Here is a 17895-nt window from a genome sequence, read left to right as displayed (position 1 = left end):
TCCAGGAGGAGCCATGGCCGGCACCGTTGCCCGCGTCACCGAGATCACCAGCCGTTCCGACACCAGCTTCGAGGATGCCATCAACGTCGGCATCGACCGCGCCAACAACACCCTGCGCAATGTGAAGGGCGCCTGGGTCAAGGACATGAAGGTGGAGCTGGAGAACGGCGCCGTCACGGCATACCAGGTGGCGCTCGAGGTCACCTTCGTCCTCGACGACTGACTGACGGTCCCCGTCGATCGCGCTGCGAGCGACAGCATCCCGCAGCCTGGGTGCCTCGCTGCTCTGCACCGGCACGGACGTCATCCAGACCGACGTGCGGTCGGCCCGGTGAACCGAGGACCCTAGTCTGAGGTGCATGCGAGCCATCACCATCCCCGAGCCCGGCGAGCCCGACGCCCTCGTCCCTGCCGACGTCCCTGCCCCCACCGCCGGTCCGGGCGAGGTCCTCGTCGAGGTGGTCGCCGCGGGGGTGAACCGCGCCGACGTCCAGCAGCGCAAGGGCGCCTACCCACCGCCCCCCGGCGCCTCGGAGCTGCCCGGCCTGGAGGTCAGCGGGCGGATCAGCGCCCTGGGCGAGGGCACCCAGGACGCCGGATGGGCGGTGGGCGACGAGATCTGCGCCCTGCTCGCCGGTGGAGGGTATGCCGAGACCGTCGCGGTCCCGGTGGGGCAGCTGCTCCCCGTGCCCGACGGCATACCGCTCGGGGACGCGGCCGCGCTCCCGGAGGTCGCCTGCACGGTCTGGAGCAACCTGGTCATGGAGGCGGGGCTGCGCGACGGCGAGACCGTGCTGCTGCACGGTGGCTCCAGCGGCATCGGCACCATGGCGATCCAGGTGGCGACGGCGCTCGGGGCACGGGTCGCGGTGACCGCCGGATCGGCGCAGAAGCTGGCGGCCTGCCGGGAGCTCGGCGCCGAGATCCTCGTCAACTACCGCGAGCAGGACTTCGTCGAGGAGCTGCGGGACGCCACCGGTGGCGCCGGCGCCGACGTGATCCTCGACGTGGTGGGGGCCGCCTACCTCACCGACAACGTGCGGGCGCTGGCGCACGACGGCCGGCTCGTCGTCATCGGGCTCCTCGGCGGGCGGAAGGGAGAGCTGGACCTGGGGGCGCTGCTCGTCAAGCGGGCGAAGGTGATGGCGACCTCGCTGCGCTCCCGGTCGCTGGCGAGCAAGGCGGAGATCGTCGCCCAGGTGCGGGAGCACGTCTGGCCCTGGATCGCCGCCGGGCAGGTGCGGCCGCTGATCCAGTCGCGCCACCCGCTGGAGGACGCCGCCGCCGCGCACCGCGAGATGGAGGCGAGCGAGCACATCGGCAAGATCCTGCTCAGCGTGGCCGAGTGAGTGGGGTGCGCGAGGCCTATGCCGCACGCGCGGGCGAGTACGCCGCCTTCATCGACGGCCTCGACCTGACCGCTGACAGCACCTGGATCGAGACCTGGGCGAGGTCTGTCCGCGGCCCCCTCCTGGACCTCGGCTGCGGCCCCGGCCACTGGAGCGCCCGCCTCGCGGCGCAGGGGCATGATGTCCGGGGCGTGGACCCGACGCGGGAGTTCATCGACCTGGCGCGGGCGCGGCACCCCGAGGTCAGGTTCGACGTCGGTGGCGTCGAGGATCTGGCCGGCAGGCACCGCTACGGCGGCATCCTGGCGTGGTATTCCCTCATCCACCTCGCTCCGGGTCAGGTCGGGGGTGCCCTGACGCAGATGCACGAGGCCCTGCCTCCGGGCGGCAGTGTCCTGCTCGGCTTCTTCGACGGCCCGCACGGTGCGGCCTTCGACCACGCCGTGACGACGGCATACACGTGGTCCGCCGTCACCATGGCGGCCGAGCTGAGCCACTCAGGCTGGCGCATCTCCCGGGTGCAGCACCGGCAGGAGGCGCACACGCGCCCGCACGCCTCGATCGCGGCGGTCACGGACTGACAGAGCGGGCCGGGCATACCTCCCCCCGTCGACCTGTGCGCGGGAATGCAGCCTGTGCGCACGTTCCTCCGTAGGCACAGGCTGCTCATCCGTGCACAGGTCCCGATCAGCGGGCGCTCACTCGACCATGAGGTACTCCACCTCGGGGTCGAGCTCGGCCACCTCCTCGGGCGTCATGAGCGGGCCGAACTCGACGTCCTCCTCGAGGAAGAGCTTGAAGCCGCCGTGCACGTGCTCCGGGGTGGACTCGGTGACCCGCTCGTAGGTGGCCACCTTGTCCAGCGGGTGCCCGATGCCGTCCACCGACTTGATGGCCACGACGCCGTCGTGCTCGGTGAGACCGGACTCCTCCCGCACCACGCTGGAGGCGACCTGGTGGTAGACCATCGCCTTCTCGGGCAGGTCGTGCTCGTCCACGAGGTCGGCGAGGTATGCCGCGACCTCGTCCAGCTCCGCGCCGGTCGTGCTCCCGTAGACCTGACCCGGAACCTGCCCCGGCTGCACCGCCCACTCGGGGTCGAGGGCCACACCGACATCCGGCTCGACCAGCCACTCCTCGAACTGCGGCACCTCCTCCGGGAAGGGGACCGCCCCGGTCTGGATGTTGAGCAGCAGCAGCGCGTCGTGCCGCCGGGCCAGCGCCAGGAAGTCGTCGATCATCTGGTCGGGCACGTGGGTGCGGTAGGTCCCGTCGGCGCCGGGGACGGGGTGCGCGATGGAGACCACCAGCTCCAGCACGGGCAGCATCTCCCGGTCCCCGGCGAAGTCGGCGAGTTCGGTCTCGATCTCGTCCGCCCGCTCGTCCGGGTCACCGATGCCCAGCCGCCCCATCCCGGCCGAGTCCGGGTGCCCGACATACCCCACGAGACGGAAGTCGGGGAAGATCTCGCGCCCGCCCCGGGGCAGCTCGACCGGGGCCTCGCTCGTCGTGGCGGCGTCGTCCCCGTCGCCGGGGGCCGGGGCAGCCGACTGCGTGGCCGACCCCTCGGGCGACGTGGTCGTGGCGGGATCCTCGGGTGGCGAGGTCGCGGCCACCTCCCCACCCGTGCCGCCCGCCTGGTCCGCCGACGTCCCACCGCTGCAGGCCGTGAGCGTGACGGCGAGCGCCGTCGCGACGACGGCAGAGGTGCGTCTCACCGTCCTACTGTCGCACGTCGAGCAGACGCCCCGGACGGGATGTCGCGTCGGCGTGCGCGAGCACGTCGAGGATCCCCCTGGTGTCCCGGTCGGCAGGTCCCAGCTCGGCCCGGCTGGTCCAGCGGGCCTTGCGGGCCTCGGTCGCCAGCGCCAGGTCCGGCCGCTCGGTGAGCACGACCCGGAAGACGACGTCGACGCCCTGCTCGACCGGGTCGACCCGCACCGTCACCGGATCACCAGGGTCGATGTCCAGCCCCACCTCCTCGGCCACCTCGCGCCGGACGGCGTCGGACGGCTCCTCCGCGCGGCCCAGCAGACCGCCCGGCAGGCTCCAGCCGCGCCGGTGCGGCTGCCACAGGACGAGGAACTCCCGCTCGTGCTCGATCACGCAGACCGCGCCGACCGTGTAGCTCGGGGCCACGGTGCGCACCACCGCCCGCTTCAGCGGTCCGGGGGTCACCCGGAAGCCCAGCAGCGCCGCGGTGCTGGCCTTGCGGCGCACGGTGGACAGGTCCATGGGCGTCAGCCAACCACATCGGTGGCGGCGGCCCGCCCGGCCGCCCGGCCCGAGAAGAGGCACCCGCCGAGGAAGGTCCCCTCGAGCGAGCGGTAGCCGTGCACGCCGCCACCGCCGAACCCCGCGACCTCGCCCGCGGCATACAACCCTGGGATCGGCGCTCCGTGCCGGTCCAACGCCCTGGACCCGAGGTCGGTCTGGACGCCGCCGAGGGTCTTGCGGGTCAGCACCCGCAACCGGACCGCGACGAGCGGGCCGTGCTCCGGGTCCAGGAACCGGTGCGGCGGCGCGGTGCGGATCAGCCTGTCCCCCCATGACCTCCGGGCCGCCCGCACGAGCGCCACCTGCACGTCCTTGCCGTAGCCGTTGGCCAGCTCCCGGTCCCTCGCCTCGACGACCTCACGGAGCTGCGCCGCGTCGACCAGCCTGGCACCGGTGAGCCCGTTCATCCTCTCGACCAGCTCCTCCACGGTGTCCGCCTCGACGACGTCGGCGCCGTGGTCCACGAAGGCCTGGACCGGCGCCGGCACGTCCGTCGTCACCCGACCCAGCACCTGTCGCACCGACCGACCGGTGAGGTCCGGGTTCTGCTCCGAGCCGGACAGCGCGTACTCCTTGCCCAGCACCGTGCGGCTGGCCACGAACCAGCTGTGGTCGTGCCCGGGCGCGGTGCGCCGCAGGTGCGCCAGCGTCCCGAGCGTGTCGAACCCCGGGAGGAAGGGCGCGGGCAGCCGGCGTCCGGTGGCGTCCAGCCACAGGCTGCTCGGCCCTGGCAGGATGCGGATGCCGTGGCCCGGCCACACCGGTGAGTGGTTCGGTATGCCCTCCACGTAGTGCCACATCCGGTCCCGGTTGACGAGCCGGGCACCGACCGCCTGGACCGGGTCGAGCATCGACCCGTCGACGTAGGCGGGGACGCCGGTCACCACGTCCTGCGGCGGGGTGCCGAGCCGCTCGGGCCAGAACCGGGCGATGAGGTCGTGGTTCGCGCCGATGCCCCCCGTGGTGACCACGACCGCGCCGGCCTCGACCTCGGCCTCGCCGACCACCTCGCGGGAAGAGGGCATACCCCGCTCGACGGGGTCGTCCGCGAGCACCTGGCAGTGCACACCGGTCACCGCGCCGTCGGTGGTGGCCAGTCCGGTGACGCGGTGCCTGCCGCGCAGCCGGACCAGGCCGGCGGCCACGCCGTCGCGGACGACCCGCTCGAACGGCTCGACCAGCCCCGGACCGGTGCCCCAGGTCAGGTGGAAGCGGGGCACCGAGTTGCCGTGACCCGTGGCCGTGCCGTCGCCCCGCTCGGCCCATCCCACCACCGGGAAGAAGCGCACCCCGCGCTCGCGCAGCCACGCCCGCTTCTCCCCCGCGGCCCACTCCACGTAGGCCCGGGCCCAGCGCATGCCCCAGTCGTCCTCACCGGGGGCGTCGGCGTCGCCGACCCGGTCCCACCCGGCGCTGCCCCGCCAGTCCTGCCAGGCGAGCTCGACCGAGTCGTGGATCCGCATCCGCCGCTGCTCGGGGCTGTCGATGAGGAAGAGCCCGCCGAAGCTCCACCACGCCTGGCCGCCCAGGTGGTCCGTGGACTCCTGGTCGACCAGCACCACCCGGCGGCCCCGGCTCACCAGCTCGGCCGTGGCGACCAACCCGGCCAGCCCTGCCCCGACGACCACGACGTCCGCACGCTCTGCCATGCCCGCCGACGTTACCCCGGTCATCGCCCGTCGTGCCGGTCGCTAGGCTCGTGCCGATGGGCAGCCGTGAGCGCATCGGGAGCGTGATCACCGGGCTGCGACGCAGCGGCGTCGTGGTCCTGCTGCTGCTGCTCGCCTTCGTCGGTGGCGTCGCGACGACCCAGCTGTGGCCGGTGCACACCGAGACCCGCTACTTCTCCGCCGACATCTCCATCGAGCCGCGGCTCGACTCGAGCGTGCGCCTGCCGACGGTCGTCGGTGACATGGAGGTGTCCTTCCGCCGCGCCGTGCTGCCCGCCCCCGGTCTCGAGGGTCAGGTGCAGGTCCGCGAGGAGGTCACCGATCTGCTCCGGCAGGGGCAGCTGCGCACGGCGGACCTGGAGCCCACGCCGGCGGAGCTGCGCGAGGCGATCGACGCCGGGGTGGCCGAGCTGGCCTGGAAGTTCGCGGCGGGGGCGCTGGTGACCACCGTCCTGGTGATGCTGGCGTATGCCTCCGCGCACCCCGCGCGAGACCGCTACGTCCGCGGGGTGCTGGCCTCGGCCGTGGCGACGGTGCTGGCGATGGTGGTGCCGGGCACCGCGGCATACCTCACCTATCGCACGGACCGGGTGGGCGAGTTCCGGACCACGAGCCTGCTGTCGCTGGTGGAGCAGAACACCGACATCCTCGCCGGGCTGGACCGCAAGGCCGACCAGGGCGCCGTCTACGTCACCAACCTGCTGGCGCTGAGCTCGGCGATGCGGGAGGAGTTCAGCCCGGAGAGCGCGGACACACCGGCAGCGGCCCGGTTCCTCCTGGTCAGCGACATCCACGGGCTCAACCAGTACCCCCTCATGCGCGAGATCGTGCAGACCCAGGACATCGACGCCGTCATCGACGCCGGTGACATCGTCAACTTCGGGCAGGCCGACGAGGGCGACCTCACCGGCATCTACCAGGGCATCGAGAGCCTCGGCGTCCCCTACATCTACGTCCGCGGCAACCACGACGGGGCCTTCGCCCGCGACGAGGGCATGCTGGACCGGATGGCGCAGGTGCCCAACGTCGCGCTGGTGGAGCCGACCGAGGGCGAGCTGCAGCAGATCAGCGTCAACGGGGTGACGGTCACCGGCTTCAACGACAGCCGCTACTTCAACCAGCGCAGCGACGACTACGGCGCCGACCAGAGCGCGCTCGCGCAGCGCTTCCAGGAGGCGACCGAGGGGATGCCGCTCAGCGACATCGTGCTCACCCACCAGCCGTACGCCGCGGACCGGGTCAGCGCGGAGGCGGTCACCGTCAACGGGCACATGCACGCCCCGGACCTCACCGGGCAGCACCTGCAGGTCGGGTCGTTCACCGGCGGCGGGCTGGTCAACCAGTTCCGCCTGCCGCCGCTGACCGAGCAGGCGCAGGAGGCGGCCGAGGAGGACCCGGAGACGGCGGGTGAGCTCCAGGGACATCCCTACAGCTTCGACATCCTCACCTTCGGCGCGGACTGCTCGATCAGCAGCCTGACGCGCTACAGCTATCGCAACCTGGTGTCCGGGCGGCCGCAGTTCGACGACGTGAGCCTGATCAACGGCCGCACCATCCAGCCGCAGGCGCCGGCCGACCGGACCTGCTCGCCGGACCTCGGCGTGTCGGTGCAGGCTGTCGACCAGATCATCAGCGACTCCGAGGCGGACCCGACGACCGTCGAGGTCACGCCGCCGGACGACGCGGTGGTCACCACCCTGCCCCCGCTGGACCTGCCGGAGATCGAGGAGGACGCGGGCGACGGGGACGCGGGCGACGTCGACGACGCGGGCGGGGACGCGGACGGCGCGGACGACGTCGGCAGCGTCACCGAGTCCCCCTGACCCGACCGACCGCACGGTTTGCTCCGACAGGCCGCGCAGTTTGCACCCACCGACCGCACGGTTTGTTCCCACAGGCCGCACAGTTTGCGCCCACCGACCGCGCAGTTTGCGTTCCAAGACGCAGAGCGTGCGGCCGGTCGACACAAAGCGTGCGGTCGGTCGACACAAAGCGTGCGGTCGGTCAGGGAGGGGCGAGGGCTGAGCAGCTCAGCAGCCGAGCGATCGAGCGGCTCAGCGGCTCAGCGGCTCAGCGGCTCACCGGGTCAGCGGACGGTCCAGGTGTGGCGCACGGCATACCTCGGGGTGCCGCCGGGGCCCTGGCCGAGCTCGGACCGGACGAGGCAGATCTCGTCCACCACCCACGGCGAGGTATGCACGGTGTCCAGGGCCTGGAGCAGGTGACCCGCGGCGCGGGGGCGCCCGACCGCGCGGGCCAGGGTGAGGTGCGGGGCGAACCGGGTGCCGTCGACGCGGGCACCCGCCCGGCTCGACAGCGCCCGCAGGCTCTGCGCCCAGCTCTCCAACGACCCCGGGTCCGACTGCTCGACCCCGGCCCACAGCACCCGTGCCGCACCCGGGTCGGGGAAGGCCCCGGCCCCACGGAGGGCGAGCCGCACGGGACGGGTCCGCGCGGCCCACTCCTCCCCGGCCTCGACCAGCGACTCCTCGCGCCACTCCTCCAGCTCGGGGAGGAAGGCCAGGGTCAGGTGCCGGTGCTCGGGCCGGGTCCAGCGCCAGTGCCCGCGAGGCGCGAGCGCCTCCTGCCGCGGATCGAGGAAGTGGTCCAGCTCCGTGCCGACCTCGGCCGGCGGGAGGAGGGCGATGAAGGCGCGCATCGGTCCATGGTCTCAGGGCCGTCCGGCCCGCCCCGACGAACGGCAGGTCGGCGCCCCGCGGACGGCAGGCCACCGCCGTGTGCCACCCTGGCCGGGTGAGTGCGCCCGGAGACCGGACCACCGACCGCACGGCCGTCGGGATCGCGTGGGCGGTCGCCGCCGTGGTGATCGCCCTGGTGACGGCCTTCATCGCCTGGTGGGCGCTGGACGGGCGGGACCCGGGGGCCACCGCCGACGGGGCGAGGGTCACCGTGACCGCCCCGTCGACGGGCGAGGAGAGCGTCGGCCAGCCGAGCAGCCCCGATCCGGAGGGCAGCACCCCGGCCGTCGACCCGGAGGAGCCGAGCACCGAGCCCGGCGCGTCCGGGCAGACGCCCTCCCCCGAGATCGCCCAGCTGCTGCTGGACCTGCAGCGGCGCGACCCCGACGACACCATGGCGGTCGGCGAGGTCGACGCCCCGGTCGTCATGATCGAGTACGCCGACTACCGGTGCCCCTACTGCGCCCGGTTCCAGCTGGAGGTGCGCCCGGAGCTCGAGCCCCTCGTGCAGGACGGCACGCTGCGGATCGAGTTCCGTGACCTGGTCCTCTTCGACGAGGCCTCGGAGCTGGCCGCCGTCGCCGGTCGCGCCGCGGCCGAGCAGGGACGGCTCACCGCCTTCCAGGACGCGGTCTTCGCGCTCTCGACCGATGGGCACGGGGACTACGGCCGCGAGGAGCTGATCGCGATCGCCGGGGAGGTCGGTGTGCCGGACCTAGAGCAGTTCAGGGCAGCCCTCGACGACGAGGAGCTGCTCGAGGCGGTGCGGTCCGACACCGAGGAGGCCCGCTCACTCGGTGTCTCCTCGACGCCCACCTTCCTCGTCAACACCCAGGTGCTGCAGGGCCTCTACCCGGCCGACCACATCCTCGGAGTCGTCGAGCAGGAAGCGGCGACGCCGCAGGAGTGAGCGGGCCCCCAGCACCGCGGCGACCAGCACGAGCAGGACGAGCAGCACCAGCAACGGGTGACCGCTGACCGCCGCGCCGATCAGCGCCATCCAGACCGCGAAGCCGATCGTCGCGTAGATCGTGGCCCACGCCAGGGCGCCAGGCACCTGCGCCAGGCTGAAGCGGGCCCAGGGCATACGGATCGCGCCGGCTCCCGCCAGGACGAGCGTCTGGAAGCCCACGGTGAGATAGCACGCCGCGACCGCGACCATGCCCCACCGCTGCACCGCAGCCCGCCCGCGACCGACCGCCTCACCGGCCAACCAGCGGTGGACCGAGGCGGCCCACCCGCTGTCCGGACGGGTGTGTCGCAGGGTCTGCTCGGTGACCAGGCGGGCGATGCCGTAGGTCGCCTGCCCGCGCAGCATCGCCACCCCGAAGAGGAAGAGGAAGGCGGCGGCGAAGGGATAGGAGTCGAGGTGGGGCATCAGCCGCCGACCCCGGCGGCCGAGTGCAACGGCCGGCGCGCGGCGCTGAGGTCGGCGAAGACCGCCTCGTTCAGCCGGAAGCTCTCGACCGCCGCCTCGAGCACCGCCTGCCGCTGGTCACCGGTGAGCGGGATCCGGTCCAGCCGCGCCCGGTAGTCGTCCTTGTAGACCTTGGGCTTGACGATGCCCGCGAAGGTGTAGAAGGTCAGGCCGTCCGTGGGCACGCCGTAGTGCCGGTGCACCAGCCGGGCGACGATCTGTCCGCCGGACAGGTCCCCGAGGTAGCGCACGTAGTGGTTGGCCAGGACCATCTCCGGGGTATGCCGCTCCCGCAGGGTCGTCGCGTAGGCCGTGGTGGCCACGCAGATCGGCAGCCGCCCGTCGGCCAGTCGCACCTCGTGGTCCGGACCGACCAGCACCCCGAGGTCGTGGACCAGGGACGGCACCCGGTCCAGCCGCCGGTCGTCCACCGCGGCCAGCAGCGGGTGGTCGGCGTAGTGGGTGCGCAGCACGTCCTCGAGCGCGCGGTAGACGAGCAGGTGCTGGGTGGCGAGGGCGGTGAACGCGGCCGCGCACGCGCGACCCTCCACGAGGTCGGTGACGAAGGCGGAGCGCTCGGCGGAGGCATGTGCCGACGCGGTGGCCGCACGCAGCGCCTCGGACAGTGGAGCGGTCACGGCTCTCACCTTTGCTCGACACGACTAAGGTCACCCTAAGTTTAGCCGTCCCCGGTGCCGCGCGGAAGCGGCGCGTCCCGCCCACCAGGGGGGCGAGCGCATACCGTCTGCCCATGAGGATCGTCGTCGCTCTCGGTGGGAACGCGCTGCTCGAGCGCGGTCAGGTCCCGGACGCCGCGGCCCAGGTCGCGAACATCCGCCGGGCGATGCGTGCGCTGGCGCCGCTCACCGACGACCACCAGGTGGTGATCACCCACGGCAACGGGCCGCAGGTCGGGATCCTGGCGATGGAGAGCGCCGACGACGCGCGGCTGAGCCAGCCCTACCCGTTCGACGCGCTGGGCGCGATGACCCAGGGCCTGATCGGCTACTGGATCCTGCAGGCGATCGGCAACGAGCGCCCTTACCGGCAGTTCGCCGCCGTCCTCAACCAGACGCTCGTCGACGCGGAGGACCCGGCGTTCGCCGATCCCACGAAGTTCGTCGGGGAGGTCTACGACGAGCGGACCGCCCACGAGCTCGCGGAGCGGCACGGGTGGCAGGTCAAGGCCGACGGCGAGCACTGGCGACGGGTGGTCCCCTCGCCCCGGCCGCGCGAGATCATCGAGACCCAGCTCATCGACCACCTGCTCGACGAGTCGGTGATCGTCGTCTGCGCCGGTGGCGGCGGAGTGCCCGTGGTGCGCACCGGGACGGGTGACCTGCGCGGGGTCGAGGCGGTGATCGACAAGGACCTGTCCGCCGCACTCCTGGCGCACCGCCTGGGCGCCGAGCGGCTGCTCGTGCTCACCGACGTGCCGGCGGTGATGGAGGCCTACGGCACCGACCGGCGGCAGGAGGTGCGGCGCACCACACCGGCCCGGCTGCGGGCGCTGGACCTTCCGCCCGGGTCGATGGGCCCCAAGGTGGAGGCGGTATGCCGGTTCGTCGAGGTCGGCGGAGCGGGCGCGGCGGCGGCGATCGGCAGCCTGGAGGAGGTCGCCTCGCTCGTCGACGGCACGGCGGGGACGTTCGTCACCGCGGCGGGGTAGCGAGGCATCCACCGATCGGTTGATGCCGATCGTCTCCGGTCGCCCGATGTGCGGACGCCCGACGCCGCGGATCGTGGAGACATGGACATCCCAGCGGTGCAGGTCGAGAACCTGCGCAAGACGTACGGCACCACGGTCGCCGTCGACGACGTGAGCTTCGAGGTGGCCCAGGGCCAGGTCTTCGGCATCCTCGGCCCGAACGGCGCAGGCAAGACGACGACCGTGGAGTCGGTCTCGGGCCTCCGGGTCGGTGACTCCGGCCGGGTCCGGGTGCACGGGGTCGACCCGTGGACCGATCGTGGGGCCGCCACCCGCATCATCGGCGTCCAGCTGCAGCAGACCCAGCTGCAGCCCAAGATCACCGTGGAGGAGGCGCTGCGGCTGTGGACCTCCTTCTACGACGACCCACGACCATGGGGCGAGCTCGCCGAGCGGCTGGACCTCACCACCCACCTGCGACGACACTTCGGGGATCTCAGCGGCGGGCAGCAGCAGCGGCTCTCCGTCGCCCTCGCCCTGGTGGGTCGGCCGCGGGTCGCCGTCCTCGACGAGCTGAGCACCGGTCTCGACCCACGGGCACGCCGCGACGTCTGGTCGTTGGTGCGCGACATCCGTGACGAGGGCACGACCATCCTGCTGGTCACGCATGCGATGGAGGAGGCGCACGAGCTCAGCGACCGGATCGCCATCATCGACCGCGGGCGGGTCCGGGCCATCGGGTCCCCCGCCGAGCTGATCGGCGGCGCGTCGTCGGCGACCGTGGTCTCGTTCGTGCCGTCCGCACCGATCGACCTCGTCCCGATCCGGGAGCTCGCCGACGTCAGCCAGGTCCGGTCCGACGGGGACCGGGTGGTCGTCGAGGGTGGCGAGGGCGCACCGACCGCGGTCCTCGGAGCACTCACGTCGGCGGGCGTCGTGCCGCACGGGCTGCGTGTCCTCGACGGCACTCTCGACACCGCCTACCTCTCCCTCACCGACCACGCGGACGACCACGACCCCGAGGAGGCACCGGCATGAGCACCGTCACCGCCAGCACCCCCAGCACCACCTCGACGGTGGTGCGCACCGAGGCGCGACTCTTCGCGCGAGAGCCCGGCTCGCTCTTCTGGATCCTGCTCTTCCCACCGCTGCTGCTCGGGATCCTCGGCGCCGTCCCGGGCTTCCACCAGGCCGAGCCCGGCCTGGGCGGGCTCCGCGTGGTCGACGTCTACACCTCGACCGTGATCATGTTCGCCATGACCACGGCAGCGGTGTTCTCGATGCCGGCCGTGGTCGCGGGCTACCGCGAGCGGGGCATCCTGCGCCGGCTCCGCACCACCCCGGTGCATCCCGCCTCCCTCCTGCTCGCCCAGGTCGGCCTGCACGCCGCGGCGGTCCTCGCGGCGGTGGTCCTCGCCCTGACAGTCGGCAGGGTGGTCTACGGCGTCCCGTGGCCGGGGAGCGTCCTCTGGTATGCCGTAGGTCTGGTCCTGGCGACCGCCACCACCTTCTCCATCGGTGCCGTCCTGACGTCGGTCGCCCGGACCACGCGGGTGGTGCAGACGCTCAGCATGATCGTGTTCTTCCCGATGATCTTCACCGCCGGTGTCTACCTCCCCGTGCAGGCCATGCCGGGGGTGCTGCACGACATCGTCGTCGCGACGCCCCTCGGGGCTGCCGCCGAGATGCTGAGCGACGCGATGCTGGGGCGGACCCCTGACCTCGTCGACCTCCTCGTGACGGCGGGCTGGGGCGTGCTGCTCGCCCTCGTCTCGGTGAAGCTGTTCCGGTGGGAGTGATCCTGGGAGGATGGCTGCCATGAGCGAGGACCGGCTGCTGCGGCTGCTGCCCTTCGGACTGCTCGCCCTGGCCACCGCGGTCGCGGTCGCGGCCCGACCGGCCCTCGGTGACGCGGCCGCCGGCCTTCCGGCCACCCTGGCGCTCACCGGGGTGACCGCGTTGTGGCTCCTGCTCCTCCCCACCGGGCAGGTCGGCTGGTGGGGCCGCAGCGCCCTGGCCTTCGTCCTGTGCTGGCTGAACCCGTTTTACGCGATCTTCGCCTGCGTCGGTTTCGTCGACGTCTTCGTGCTGCTGAAGGGTCCTCGCCTGTATGCCGCGCTGGCCCTGGTGGCGGTGACCCTGGCCGGTGCGCAGTCGGGCGGCTTCCCGCCGGACGACCGGCTGCAGGGCATCGTCTTCGCCGCGCTCGTCCTGCTCAACCTCGGGCTGGTCGGGTACTTCGGCGCGTTGGCCCAGCACACCGAGCAGCGCAAGGACGAGCTCGAGCGGGTGAATGCCGAGCTCGAGCGCGTGATCGCCGAGAACGAGCGCCTGCACGAGCAGCTCCTCGCGCAGGCGCGCCGCTCGGGCGCCCTGGAGGAACGGCAGCGGCTGGCCCGGGAGATCCACGACACGACCGCCCAGAGCCTGGCGGGCATCGTGGCCCAGCTGGAGGCGTCGGTGGGTGGTGAGCGGCAGGAGCGGGCGCTGACCTTGGCTCGAGACGCCCTGGCCGATGCCCGACGCTCGATGCTGGACCTCTCGCCCAGAGGGCTCGACGGTGCCTCGCTGGTGGAGGCGCTGCGCGACCTGGTGGCGACCTGGGCACGGGAGCGCGAGGTGCGGGCGGACGTCGTGGTCACCGGTGACGCCACCCCGTTGCACCCCGAGGTCGAGGCGACCGTGCTACGGATCGCGCAGGAGTCCCTGACCAACGTCGGCAAGCACGCCCGTGCCCAGCGTGTCGGCGTGACGCTGTCCTACGACGACACGGAGATCGTGCTCGACGTCCGGGACGACGGCGTCGGCTTCGACCCGGGCGCACCGAGACCGACCAGCTCCTTCGGCCTCCGCGGGATGCGGCAGCGGGCGGAACGGCTCGCGGGCGAGCTGGAGGTGGAGTCGCGGCCCGGGGACGGCACGGCCTTCTCCCTGCGCCTGCCCGCCCTGGCCCGGGAGGCGGCATGACCATCAGGCTGGTGGTCGTGGACGACCACCCCGTCGTGCGCGACGGCATACGCAGCATGCTCGCCGCGGTGCCCGACTTCGACGTCGTCGGCGAGGCCGCCAGCGGTCCCGAGGCGGTCACGATGGTGCGGCGCGTCGACCCCGACGTCGTGGTGATGGATCTCAGGATGCCCGGCGGGGGTGGCGTCGACGCCGTTCGCGCGCTGCGGGATCAGGGGTCGCGCGCCGCGGTGCTGGTGCTGACCACCTTCGACACCGACTCGGACACGGTCGCGGCGATCGAGGCCGGGGCGACCGGCTACCTGCTCAAGGACACTCCTTCCACGCAGCTCTTCGAGGCCGTCCGGGCGACCGCCGCTGGTGAGACCGTGCTGTCGCCCGCCGTGTCGGCACGGCTCGCGTCCCACGTCCGGGAACCCTCCCGGTCGGGCACGGTGAGCGTCCGCGAGCGCGAGGTCCTGACCCTGGTGGCGCGAGGACGCTCCAACCGGCTCATCGCCCAGGACCTCTTCATCAGCGAGGCCACGGTGAAGACGCACCTGGGGCACATCTACGACAAGCTCGGCGTCGCCGACCGAGCCGCGGCCGTCGCCCGGGCCTACGACCTCGGCATCCTCGGTGGGTGACGGGCGCGTCGGCGGGACGGCTCCGCTCAGAGCTCGCCCGCGAGCGCGCCTTCGAACCAGGAGCCGAGGACCGGGGTCCACTCCCGGATCGCGACCTGCTCGACCAGGCCCTGCTGCTGGAAGGGGTCCTCGCGCAGCAGCTCGGCGAGGTCCGCCGCACTCGTGCCGCGCATGATGAGCAGGGCCGCGTCCGGAGCCTCCTCGATGGTGGCGTAGGGACCGGTGAGCAGGGCGGTGCCCTCCGCCGCCAGCCCGCCGAGGAAGTCACGGTGCGCCGGACGGTGCTCGTCCCGCGCCGCCGTGTCGTCGGAGTAGGTGTAGTGCACGACGAAGACGGTCATGCCGCTCATCCTAGGGACCCCCACCCCACCGGGCGTCGCCTGTGGTTGCCCTCAGCCCCACCGGGCGTCTCCTGTGGTTGCCCTCAGCCGCACCGGGCGTCGCCTGTGGTTGCGCCCTGCGTCCTAGATTGCTAGCATCCTAGGATGACCGAGAAGGCGCAGTTCAACGTGTACCTCCCCAAGGACCTCATCACCGAGATCAAGCATCGCGGCATCGACGAGGCGATCAGCCTGTCCGCGCTCGTGGAGAAGGCGCTGCGGGCATACCTCACCTCGAGCGAAGGAGAGCAGAAGTGATCACCGACCTCACCACCCAGCCCATCCGGTTCACCGCCGACATCCCGGCCTGGCAGCACCTGCTGCAGACCCTGGGGGCGCACCTGATCTACGAGCGACCGGGCTGGCTGGTGTATGCCCTCGGCTCGGGCCGCGTCGCGCTCCACGCCGCGAGCGAGCACCAGCCCGCCGGGGTGAGCACCCTGGCCTTCTCGACGACCACACCGATCCCGGAGGCGGTGACCGCCGCGTCGTCCGCGGGCGTGCCCATCACGCTCGGCCGTCCGGACCACGGCGAGGCGGGGGTGGTCGAGGCCCCCGACGGGACGATCTTCACCCTCGACTCACCCACTGCGGTGGAGCGCGAGGGTGGGGTCGCAGATCGCAGACTGGTGACCCTCCCGATCTGGTACGGCCCGGACACGTCGATGATCCGCGCAGTGCTCGAAGGGCTCGGCGCTCGCCCGCGGATGGTGGCGGACGACGGCATGTGGACCGACCTGCGCTGCGACGGTGGCGGCCTGGCGGCCGTGCACCGCGCCGAGGATCCCGGGGTGGAGCTCGCCTTCGAGTGGGACGGCGACGTCGAGGAGGCACTGGACCTGCTCACCGACGCAGGCGTCCAGGCCGTGCTCATCGACGAGACCTACAGCCGCACCGTCCAGGTCGCCGACCCGGACGGCGGCAAGGAGATCTGGATCAACGAGCGGCAGACCGACCTCTACGGCTACACCCGCGCCTGAGGGCAACCACACGCGACGCCCGGTGGCACCGAGGGCAACCACACGCGACGCTCGGTGGGGCTGAGGGCAACCACACGCGACGCTCGGTGGGTTGAGGGCGCGCGGTGGGTTGAGGGCGCGCGGTCAGCGGGTGGCGGCGTCCAGGGCCTGGGACAGGTCGGACCAGAGGTCGTCGACGTCCTCGACGCCGACCGACAGGCGCAGCAGCGTCTCGGGGACGGTCTCGACCTCCAGCGCGTGCCGGCGTCGGCGCTCGATCTGGCTCTCGACGCCACCGAGGCTGGTCGAGTGCACCCACAGCCGGGTCGCGGCGCAGACCGCCTCGGCACCCTCGACGCCACCGGCCACCTCGATCGACACCATGCCGCCGAAGCCGGGGTAGCGGACGCGCTCCACCACCGCGTGCCCCTCCAGCCGCGTCACGAGCTCGCGCGCGTTGGCCTCGGCCCGCTCCAGCCGCAGGTGCAGCGTGCGCACCCCGCGCAGCACGAGGAAGGTCTCCATGGGTCCCGGGATCGCGCCGTAGAGCGTGCGGTGCGTGTGCAGCCGCTCCAGCAGGTCCGGCCGCTCTCCAGAGACGACCAGCGCGCCGAAGAGTGCGTCCGAGTGCCCGGCGAGGTACTTCGTCGCGGAGTGCACCACCACGTCCGCCCCCCAGGTCAGCGGCTGCTGCGCCAGCGGCGTGGCGAAGGTGTTGTCGCACACCACGACCGGGCGCGCGTCGCCATACCGTTCGACCAGCCCGCGCACCACGGCCGCGACATCGGTGACCTCCATCATCGGGTTGGAGGGTGACTCCAGGTGCAGCACGTCAGCACCCTCGCAGGCGTCGACGATCGCCTCGACGTCCTCGGGGTCGACCCGGCGCTGGGTGAGCGCAGCGGCGGCCTCGCGGTCGGCCAGCTGGCCGGTCGTGCCGTTGTAGACGTGCGTCGGCGCGACGACGACGCCGCCGACCGGGACCAGCGACATGGTCGCCGCGATCGCCCCCATCCCGGAGGCGAAGACGAGCGCCGCGCCCCCCTCGAGCGAGCCGAGCACCTCTTCCAGGGCGGTCCACGTCGGGTTGCCGTCGCGGGCGTAGTCGACCGCGCCGTCGGCGGCGTAGGTCGAGGTGAAGGTCACCGGCACGTTCACCGGGGCGCCCGGCTCGCGGGCAGGACGCCCGAGGGCGACGGCGCGGGTCCCGGGTGCGAGGTCGTCGTGGTGAGTCATGGTCGTCCTCCGGTATGCCGTGGCCCCGGCTTCAGTCGTCGCCGCCGGTCTGGCGTCCACGATAGGCGGCTGCGGCGACCCGGTTGCCGCAGGTCGTGCTGCAGAAGCGCTTGGACCGGTTGCGCGAGAGGTCGACGAAGACGCCGTCGCAGTCTCCGGCACCGCAGCGTCGGAGCCGGCGCAGCTCGTCGGCGCGGACGACGTCGACCATGGCCATCGCCGCCTCGACAGCCATCCGCGTGGCGTAGGGCGCGTCGTCCGGCACCGCGTGCAGGTGCCACCCCCAGTCGTCGTGGTCCACCAGCTGCGGCGTGGCCCGCTCCTCCGCCAGCATGGTGTTGACCAGGGTGACCACACCCGCCTCGTCGAGGTCCCAGAGCTGGGCCAGCCGGGGCCGGAGCTGGCGCACCGCCTCGACCGCAGCGCGGTCCCGGGGCGTCCGGCCGGACCAGCCCCAGGTGGCGGCGAAGTCCGCCAGGTCACCTGCGGCGGCCAGCGTGTCGACCCCCCCGGCACGGGCGCGGGCGGCCCGGTCGGACGACAGGTGGTCGCTGCCGCTGCCTGCGCCGGTGCGGGTGTTGACCAGTCCGGCCGCACTCTGCAGCGCCACCTCGGTGTCATGAGTGAAAAGCAACTTGACTCCTGATTGCTGACGGACCTATCGTCA

21 protein-coding genes are annotated in these 17895 nt (G+C 72.8%); 12 read left to right on the top strand and 9 right to left on the bottom strand.

The features are described 5' to 3' along the window. Nucleotides 1-13 precede the first annotated feature (13 nt). The 3 genes from FXF60_RS12755 to FXF60_RS12745 all read left to right on the top strand — a co-directional run bounded on the left by FXF60_RS12755 (nt 14) and on the right by FXF60_RS12745 (nt 1930). Nucleotides 14-223 carry a dodecin family protein gene (locus FXF60_RS12755; RefSeq protein WP_151526356.1) on the top strand — a complete coding sequence of 70 codons (210 nt, stop codon included), beginning with the start codon at nt 14-16 and terminating at the stop codon, nt 221-223. Between the two features lie 136 nt (nt 224-359). Then, nucleotides 360-1349 (top strand): NAD(P)H-quinone oxidoreductase, encoded by a 990-nt coding sequence (locus tag FXF60_RS12750; protein WP_151526355.1) that lies wholly within the window; start codon nt 360-362, stop codon nt 1347-1349. Continuing rightward, entirely contained in the window at nt 1346-1930 is a 585-nt protein-coding gene (locus FXF60_RS12745) for a class I SAM-dependent methyltransferase (RefSeq protein WP_151526354.1), read from the top strand. Before FXF60_RS12750 ends, FXF60_RS12745 begins: the two co-directional genes overlap by 4 nt. A gap of 117 nt (nt 1931-2047) precedes the next feature. Here FXF60_RS12745 and FXF60_RS12740 read toward each other — a convergent pair whose 3' ends face one another. The 3 genes from FXF60_RS12740 to FXF60_RS12730 are packed head-to-tail and all read right to left on the bottom strand — an operon-like array spanning nt 2048 to nt 5275. Next, nucleotides 2048-3067 (bottom strand): hypothetical protein, encoded by a 1020-nt coding sequence (locus FXF60_RS12740; protein WP_202879632.1) that lies wholly within the window; start codon nt 3065-3067, stop codon nt 2048-2050. Between the two features lie 4 nt (nt 3068-3071). Further along, complete coding sequence (locus FXF60_RS12735) at nt 3072-3584, bottom strand: NUDIX hydrolase (protein ID WP_151526353.1); 513 nt, start codon at nt 3582-3584, stop codon at nt 3072-3074. Between the two features lie 5 nt (nt 3585-3589). Beyond that, nucleotides 3590-5275, bottom strand: coding sequence for an FAD-binding dehydrogenase (locus tag FXF60_RS12730; RefSeq protein ID WP_151526352.1), 1686 nt, complete (start codon nt 5273-5275; stop codon nt 3590-3592). Nucleotides 5276-5331: 56 nt separating this feature from the next. Between FXF60_RS12730 and FXF60_RS12725 the strand changes: the two genes are divergently transcribed. After that, nucleotides 5332-7119, top strand: a complete 1788-nt coding sequence (locus FXF60_RS12725; protein WP_151526351.1) for a metallophosphoesterase family protein — start codon at nt 5332-5334, stop codon at nt 7117-7119. Nucleotides 7120-7382: 263 nt separating this feature from the next. Here the strand turns inward: FXF60_RS12725 and thpR are convergent, their stop codons facing one another. Beyond that, a complete protein-coding gene (gene thpR / locus FXF60_RS12720) occupies nt 7383-7955 on the bottom strand; it encodes an RNA 2',3'-cyclic phosphodiesterase (protein ID WP_151526350.1) in 573 nt (190 codons plus the stop codon). A gap of 95 nt (nt 7956-8050) precedes the next feature. On the opposite strand from thpR, the gene FXF60_RS12715 reads away from it, so the two are divergent. Then, a complete protein-coding gene (locus tag FXF60_RS12715; RefSeq protein ID WP_151526349.1) occupies nt 8051-8905 on the top strand; it encodes a DsbA family protein in 855 nt (284 codons plus the stop codon). Here FXF60_RS12715 and FXF60_RS12710 read toward each other — a convergent pair. Together FXF60_RS12710 and FXF60_RS12705 are read right to left on the bottom strand one after the other, a co-directional pair. Next, nucleotides 8786-9373 carry a DedA family protein gene (locus FXF60_RS12710; RefSeq protein ID WP_151526348.1) on the bottom strand — a complete coding sequence of 196 codons (588 nt, stop codon included), beginning with the start codon at nt 9371-9373 and terminating at the stop codon, nt 8786-8788. The genes FXF60_RS12715 and FXF60_RS12710 overlap by 120 nt on opposite strands. After that, nucleotides 9373-10050, bottom strand: a complete 678-nt coding sequence (locus FXF60_RS12705; protein ID WP_238335847.1) for a biliverdin-producing heme oxygenase — start codon at nt 10048-10050, stop codon at nt 9373-9375. Before FXF60_RS12705 ends, FXF60_RS12710 begins: the two co-directional genes overlap by 1 nt. A gap of 113 nt (nt 10051-10163) precedes the next feature. On the opposite strand from FXF60_RS12705, the gene FXF60_RS12700 reads away from it, so the two are divergent. The 5 genes from FXF60_RS12700 (at nt 10164) to FXF60_RS12680 (ending at nt 14653) form a co-directional block, all read left to right on the top strand. Continuing rightward, nucleotides 10164-11081 (top strand): carbamate kinase, encoded by a 918-nt coding sequence (locus FXF60_RS12700; protein WP_151526346.1) that lies wholly within the window; start codon nt 10164-10166, stop codon nt 11079-11081. A gap of 81 nt (nt 11082-11162) precedes the next feature. Next, entirely contained in the window at nt 11163-12098 is a 936-nt protein-coding gene (locus tag FXF60_RS12695; RefSeq protein ID WP_151526345.1) for an ABC transporter ATP-binding protein, read from the top strand. Then, nucleotides 12095-12859 (top strand): ABC transporter permease, encoded by a 765-nt coding sequence (locus FXF60_RS12690; RefSeq protein ID WP_151526344.1) that lies wholly within the window; start codon nt 12095-12097, stop codon nt 12857-12859. The genes FXF60_RS12695 and FXF60_RS12690 overlap by 4 nt, the downstream gene beginning before the upstream one ends. 19 nt (nt 12860-12878) lie before the next feature. Further along, nucleotides 12879-14027 (top strand): sensor histidine kinase, encoded by a 1149-nt coding sequence (locus FXF60_RS12685; RefSeq protein WP_202879631.1) that lies wholly within the window; start codon nt 12879-12881, stop codon nt 14025-14027. Beyond that, nucleotides 14024-14653, top strand: coding sequence for a response regulator (locus FXF60_RS12680; protein ID WP_151526342.1), 630 nt, complete (start codon nt 14024-14026; stop codon nt 14651-14653). The genes FXF60_RS12685 and FXF60_RS12680 overlap by 4 nt, the downstream gene beginning before the upstream one ends. 26 nt (nt 14654-14679) lie before the next feature. Here FXF60_RS12680 and FXF60_RS12675 read toward each other — a convergent pair whose 3' ends face one another. After that, a complete protein-coding gene (locus FXF60_RS12675) occupies nt 14680-14994 on the bottom strand; it encodes a YciI family protein (protein ID WP_151526341.1) in 315 nt (104 codons plus the stop codon). A gap of 144 nt (nt 14995-15138) precedes the next feature. On the opposite strand from FXF60_RS12675, the gene FXF60_RS12670 reads away from it, so the two are divergent. Together FXF60_RS12670 and FXF60_RS12665 are read left to right on the top strand one after the other, a co-directional pair. Continuing rightward, the gene (locus tag FXF60_RS12670) at nt 15139-15291 is read left to right on the top strand and encodes a ribbon-helix-helix domain-containing protein (protein ID WP_151526340.1); all 153 of its coding nucleotides are present in this window, start codon (nt 15139-15141) and stop codon (nt 15289-15291) included. Continuing rightward, nucleotides 15288-16013, top strand: a complete 726-nt coding sequence (locus FXF60_RS12665; RefSeq protein ID WP_151526339.1) for a hypothetical protein — start codon at nt 15288-15290, stop codon at nt 16011-16013. Before FXF60_RS12670 ends, FXF60_RS12665 begins: the two co-directional genes overlap by 4 nt. A gap of 123 nt (nt 16014-16136) precedes the next feature. Here FXF60_RS12665 and FXF60_RS12660 read toward each other — a convergent pair whose 3' ends face one another. Continuing rightward, the gene (locus FXF60_RS12660; protein ID WP_151526338.1) at nt 16137-17228 is read right to left on the bottom strand and encodes a trans-sulfuration enzyme family protein; all 1092 of its coding nucleotides are present in this window, start codon (nt 17226-17228) and stop codon (nt 16137-16139) included. Between the two features lie 31 nt (nt 17229-17259). Further along, entirely contained in the window at nt 17260-17862 is a 603-nt protein-coding gene (locus tag FXF60_RS12655) for a CGNR zinc finger domain-containing protein (RefSeq protein ID WP_151526337.1), read from the bottom strand. Nucleotides 17863-17895 lie beyond the last annotated feature (33 nt).

Source organism: Serinicoccus kebangsaanensis, assembly GCF_008919445.1.
Classification (GTDB): Bacteria; Actinomycetota; Actinomycetes; order Actinomycetales; family Dermatophilaceae; genus Ornithinicoccus; species Ornithinicoccus kebangsaanensis.
The sequence above is the reverse complement of the archived record's forward strand: the minus strand, read 5'-3'. Positions and strand labels throughout refer to the sequence as shown.

What these genes read in the sequence shown, in the direction of transcription:
- FXF60_RS12755 (WP_151526356.1), top strand. Translation starts at nt 14, where the DNA reads ATGGCCGGCACCGTTGCCCGCGTCACCGAGATCACCAGCCGTTCCGAC.
- FXF60_RS12750 (WP_151526355.1), top strand. Translation starts at nt 360, where the DNA reads ATGCGAGCCATCACCATCCCCGAGCCCGGCGAGCCCGACGCCCTCGTC.
- FXF60_RS12735 (WP_151526353.1), bottom strand. Translation starts at nt 3,584, where the DNA reads ATGGACCTGTCCACCGTGCGCCGCAAGGCCAGCACCGCGGCGCTGCTG.
- FXF60_RS12730 (WP_151526352.1), bottom strand. Translation starts at nt 5,275, where the DNA reads ATGGCAGAGCGTGCGGACGTCGTGGTCGTCGGGGCAGGGCTGGCCGGG.
- FXF60_RS12725 (WP_151526351.1), top strand. Translation starts at nt 5,332, where the DNA reads ATGGGCAGCCGTGAGCGCATCGGGAGCGTGATCACCGGGCTGCGACGC.
- thpR (WP_151526350.1), bottom strand. Translation starts at nt 7,955, where the DNA reads ATGCGCGCCTTCATCGCCCTCCTCCCGCCGGCCGAGGTCGGCACGGAG.
- FXF60_RS12710 (WP_151526348.1), bottom strand. Translation starts at nt 9,373, where the DNA reads ATGCCCCACCTCGACTCCTATCCCTTCGCCGCCGCCTTCCTCTTCCTC.
- FXF60_RS12700 (WP_151526346.1), top strand. Translation starts at nt 10,164, where the DNA reads ATGAGGATCGTCGTCGCTCTCGGTGGGAACGCGCTGCTCGAGCGCGGT.
- FXF60_RS12695 (WP_151526345.1), top strand. Translation starts at nt 11,163, where the DNA reads ATGGACATCCCAGCGGTGCAGGTCGAGAACCTGCGCAAGACGTACGGC.
- FXF60_RS12690 (WP_151526344.1), top strand. Translation starts at nt 12,095, where the DNA reads ATGAGCACCGTCACCGCCAGCACCCCCAGCACCACCTCGACGGTGGTG.
- FXF60_RS12685 (WP_202879631.1), top strand. Translation starts at nt 12,879, where the DNA reads ATGAGCGAGGACCGGCTGCTGCGGCTGCTGCCCTTCGGACTGCTCGCC.
- FXF60_RS12680 (WP_151526342.1), top strand. Translation starts at nt 14,024, where the DNA reads ATGACCATCAGGCTGGTGGTCGTGGACGACCACCCCGTCGTGCGCGAC.
- FXF60_RS12675 (WP_151526341.1), bottom strand. Translation starts at nt 14,994, where the DNA reads ATGACCGTCTTCGTCGTGCACTACACCTACTCCGACGACACGGCGGCG.
- FXF60_RS12670 (WP_151526340.1), top strand. Translation starts at nt 15,139, where the DNA reads ATGACCGAGAAGGCGCAGTTCAACGTGTACCTCCCCAAGGACCTCATC.
- FXF60_RS12660 (WP_151526338.1), bottom strand. Translation starts at nt 17,228, where the DNA reads ATGACTCACCACGACGACCTCGCACCCGGGACCCGCGCCGTCGCCCTC.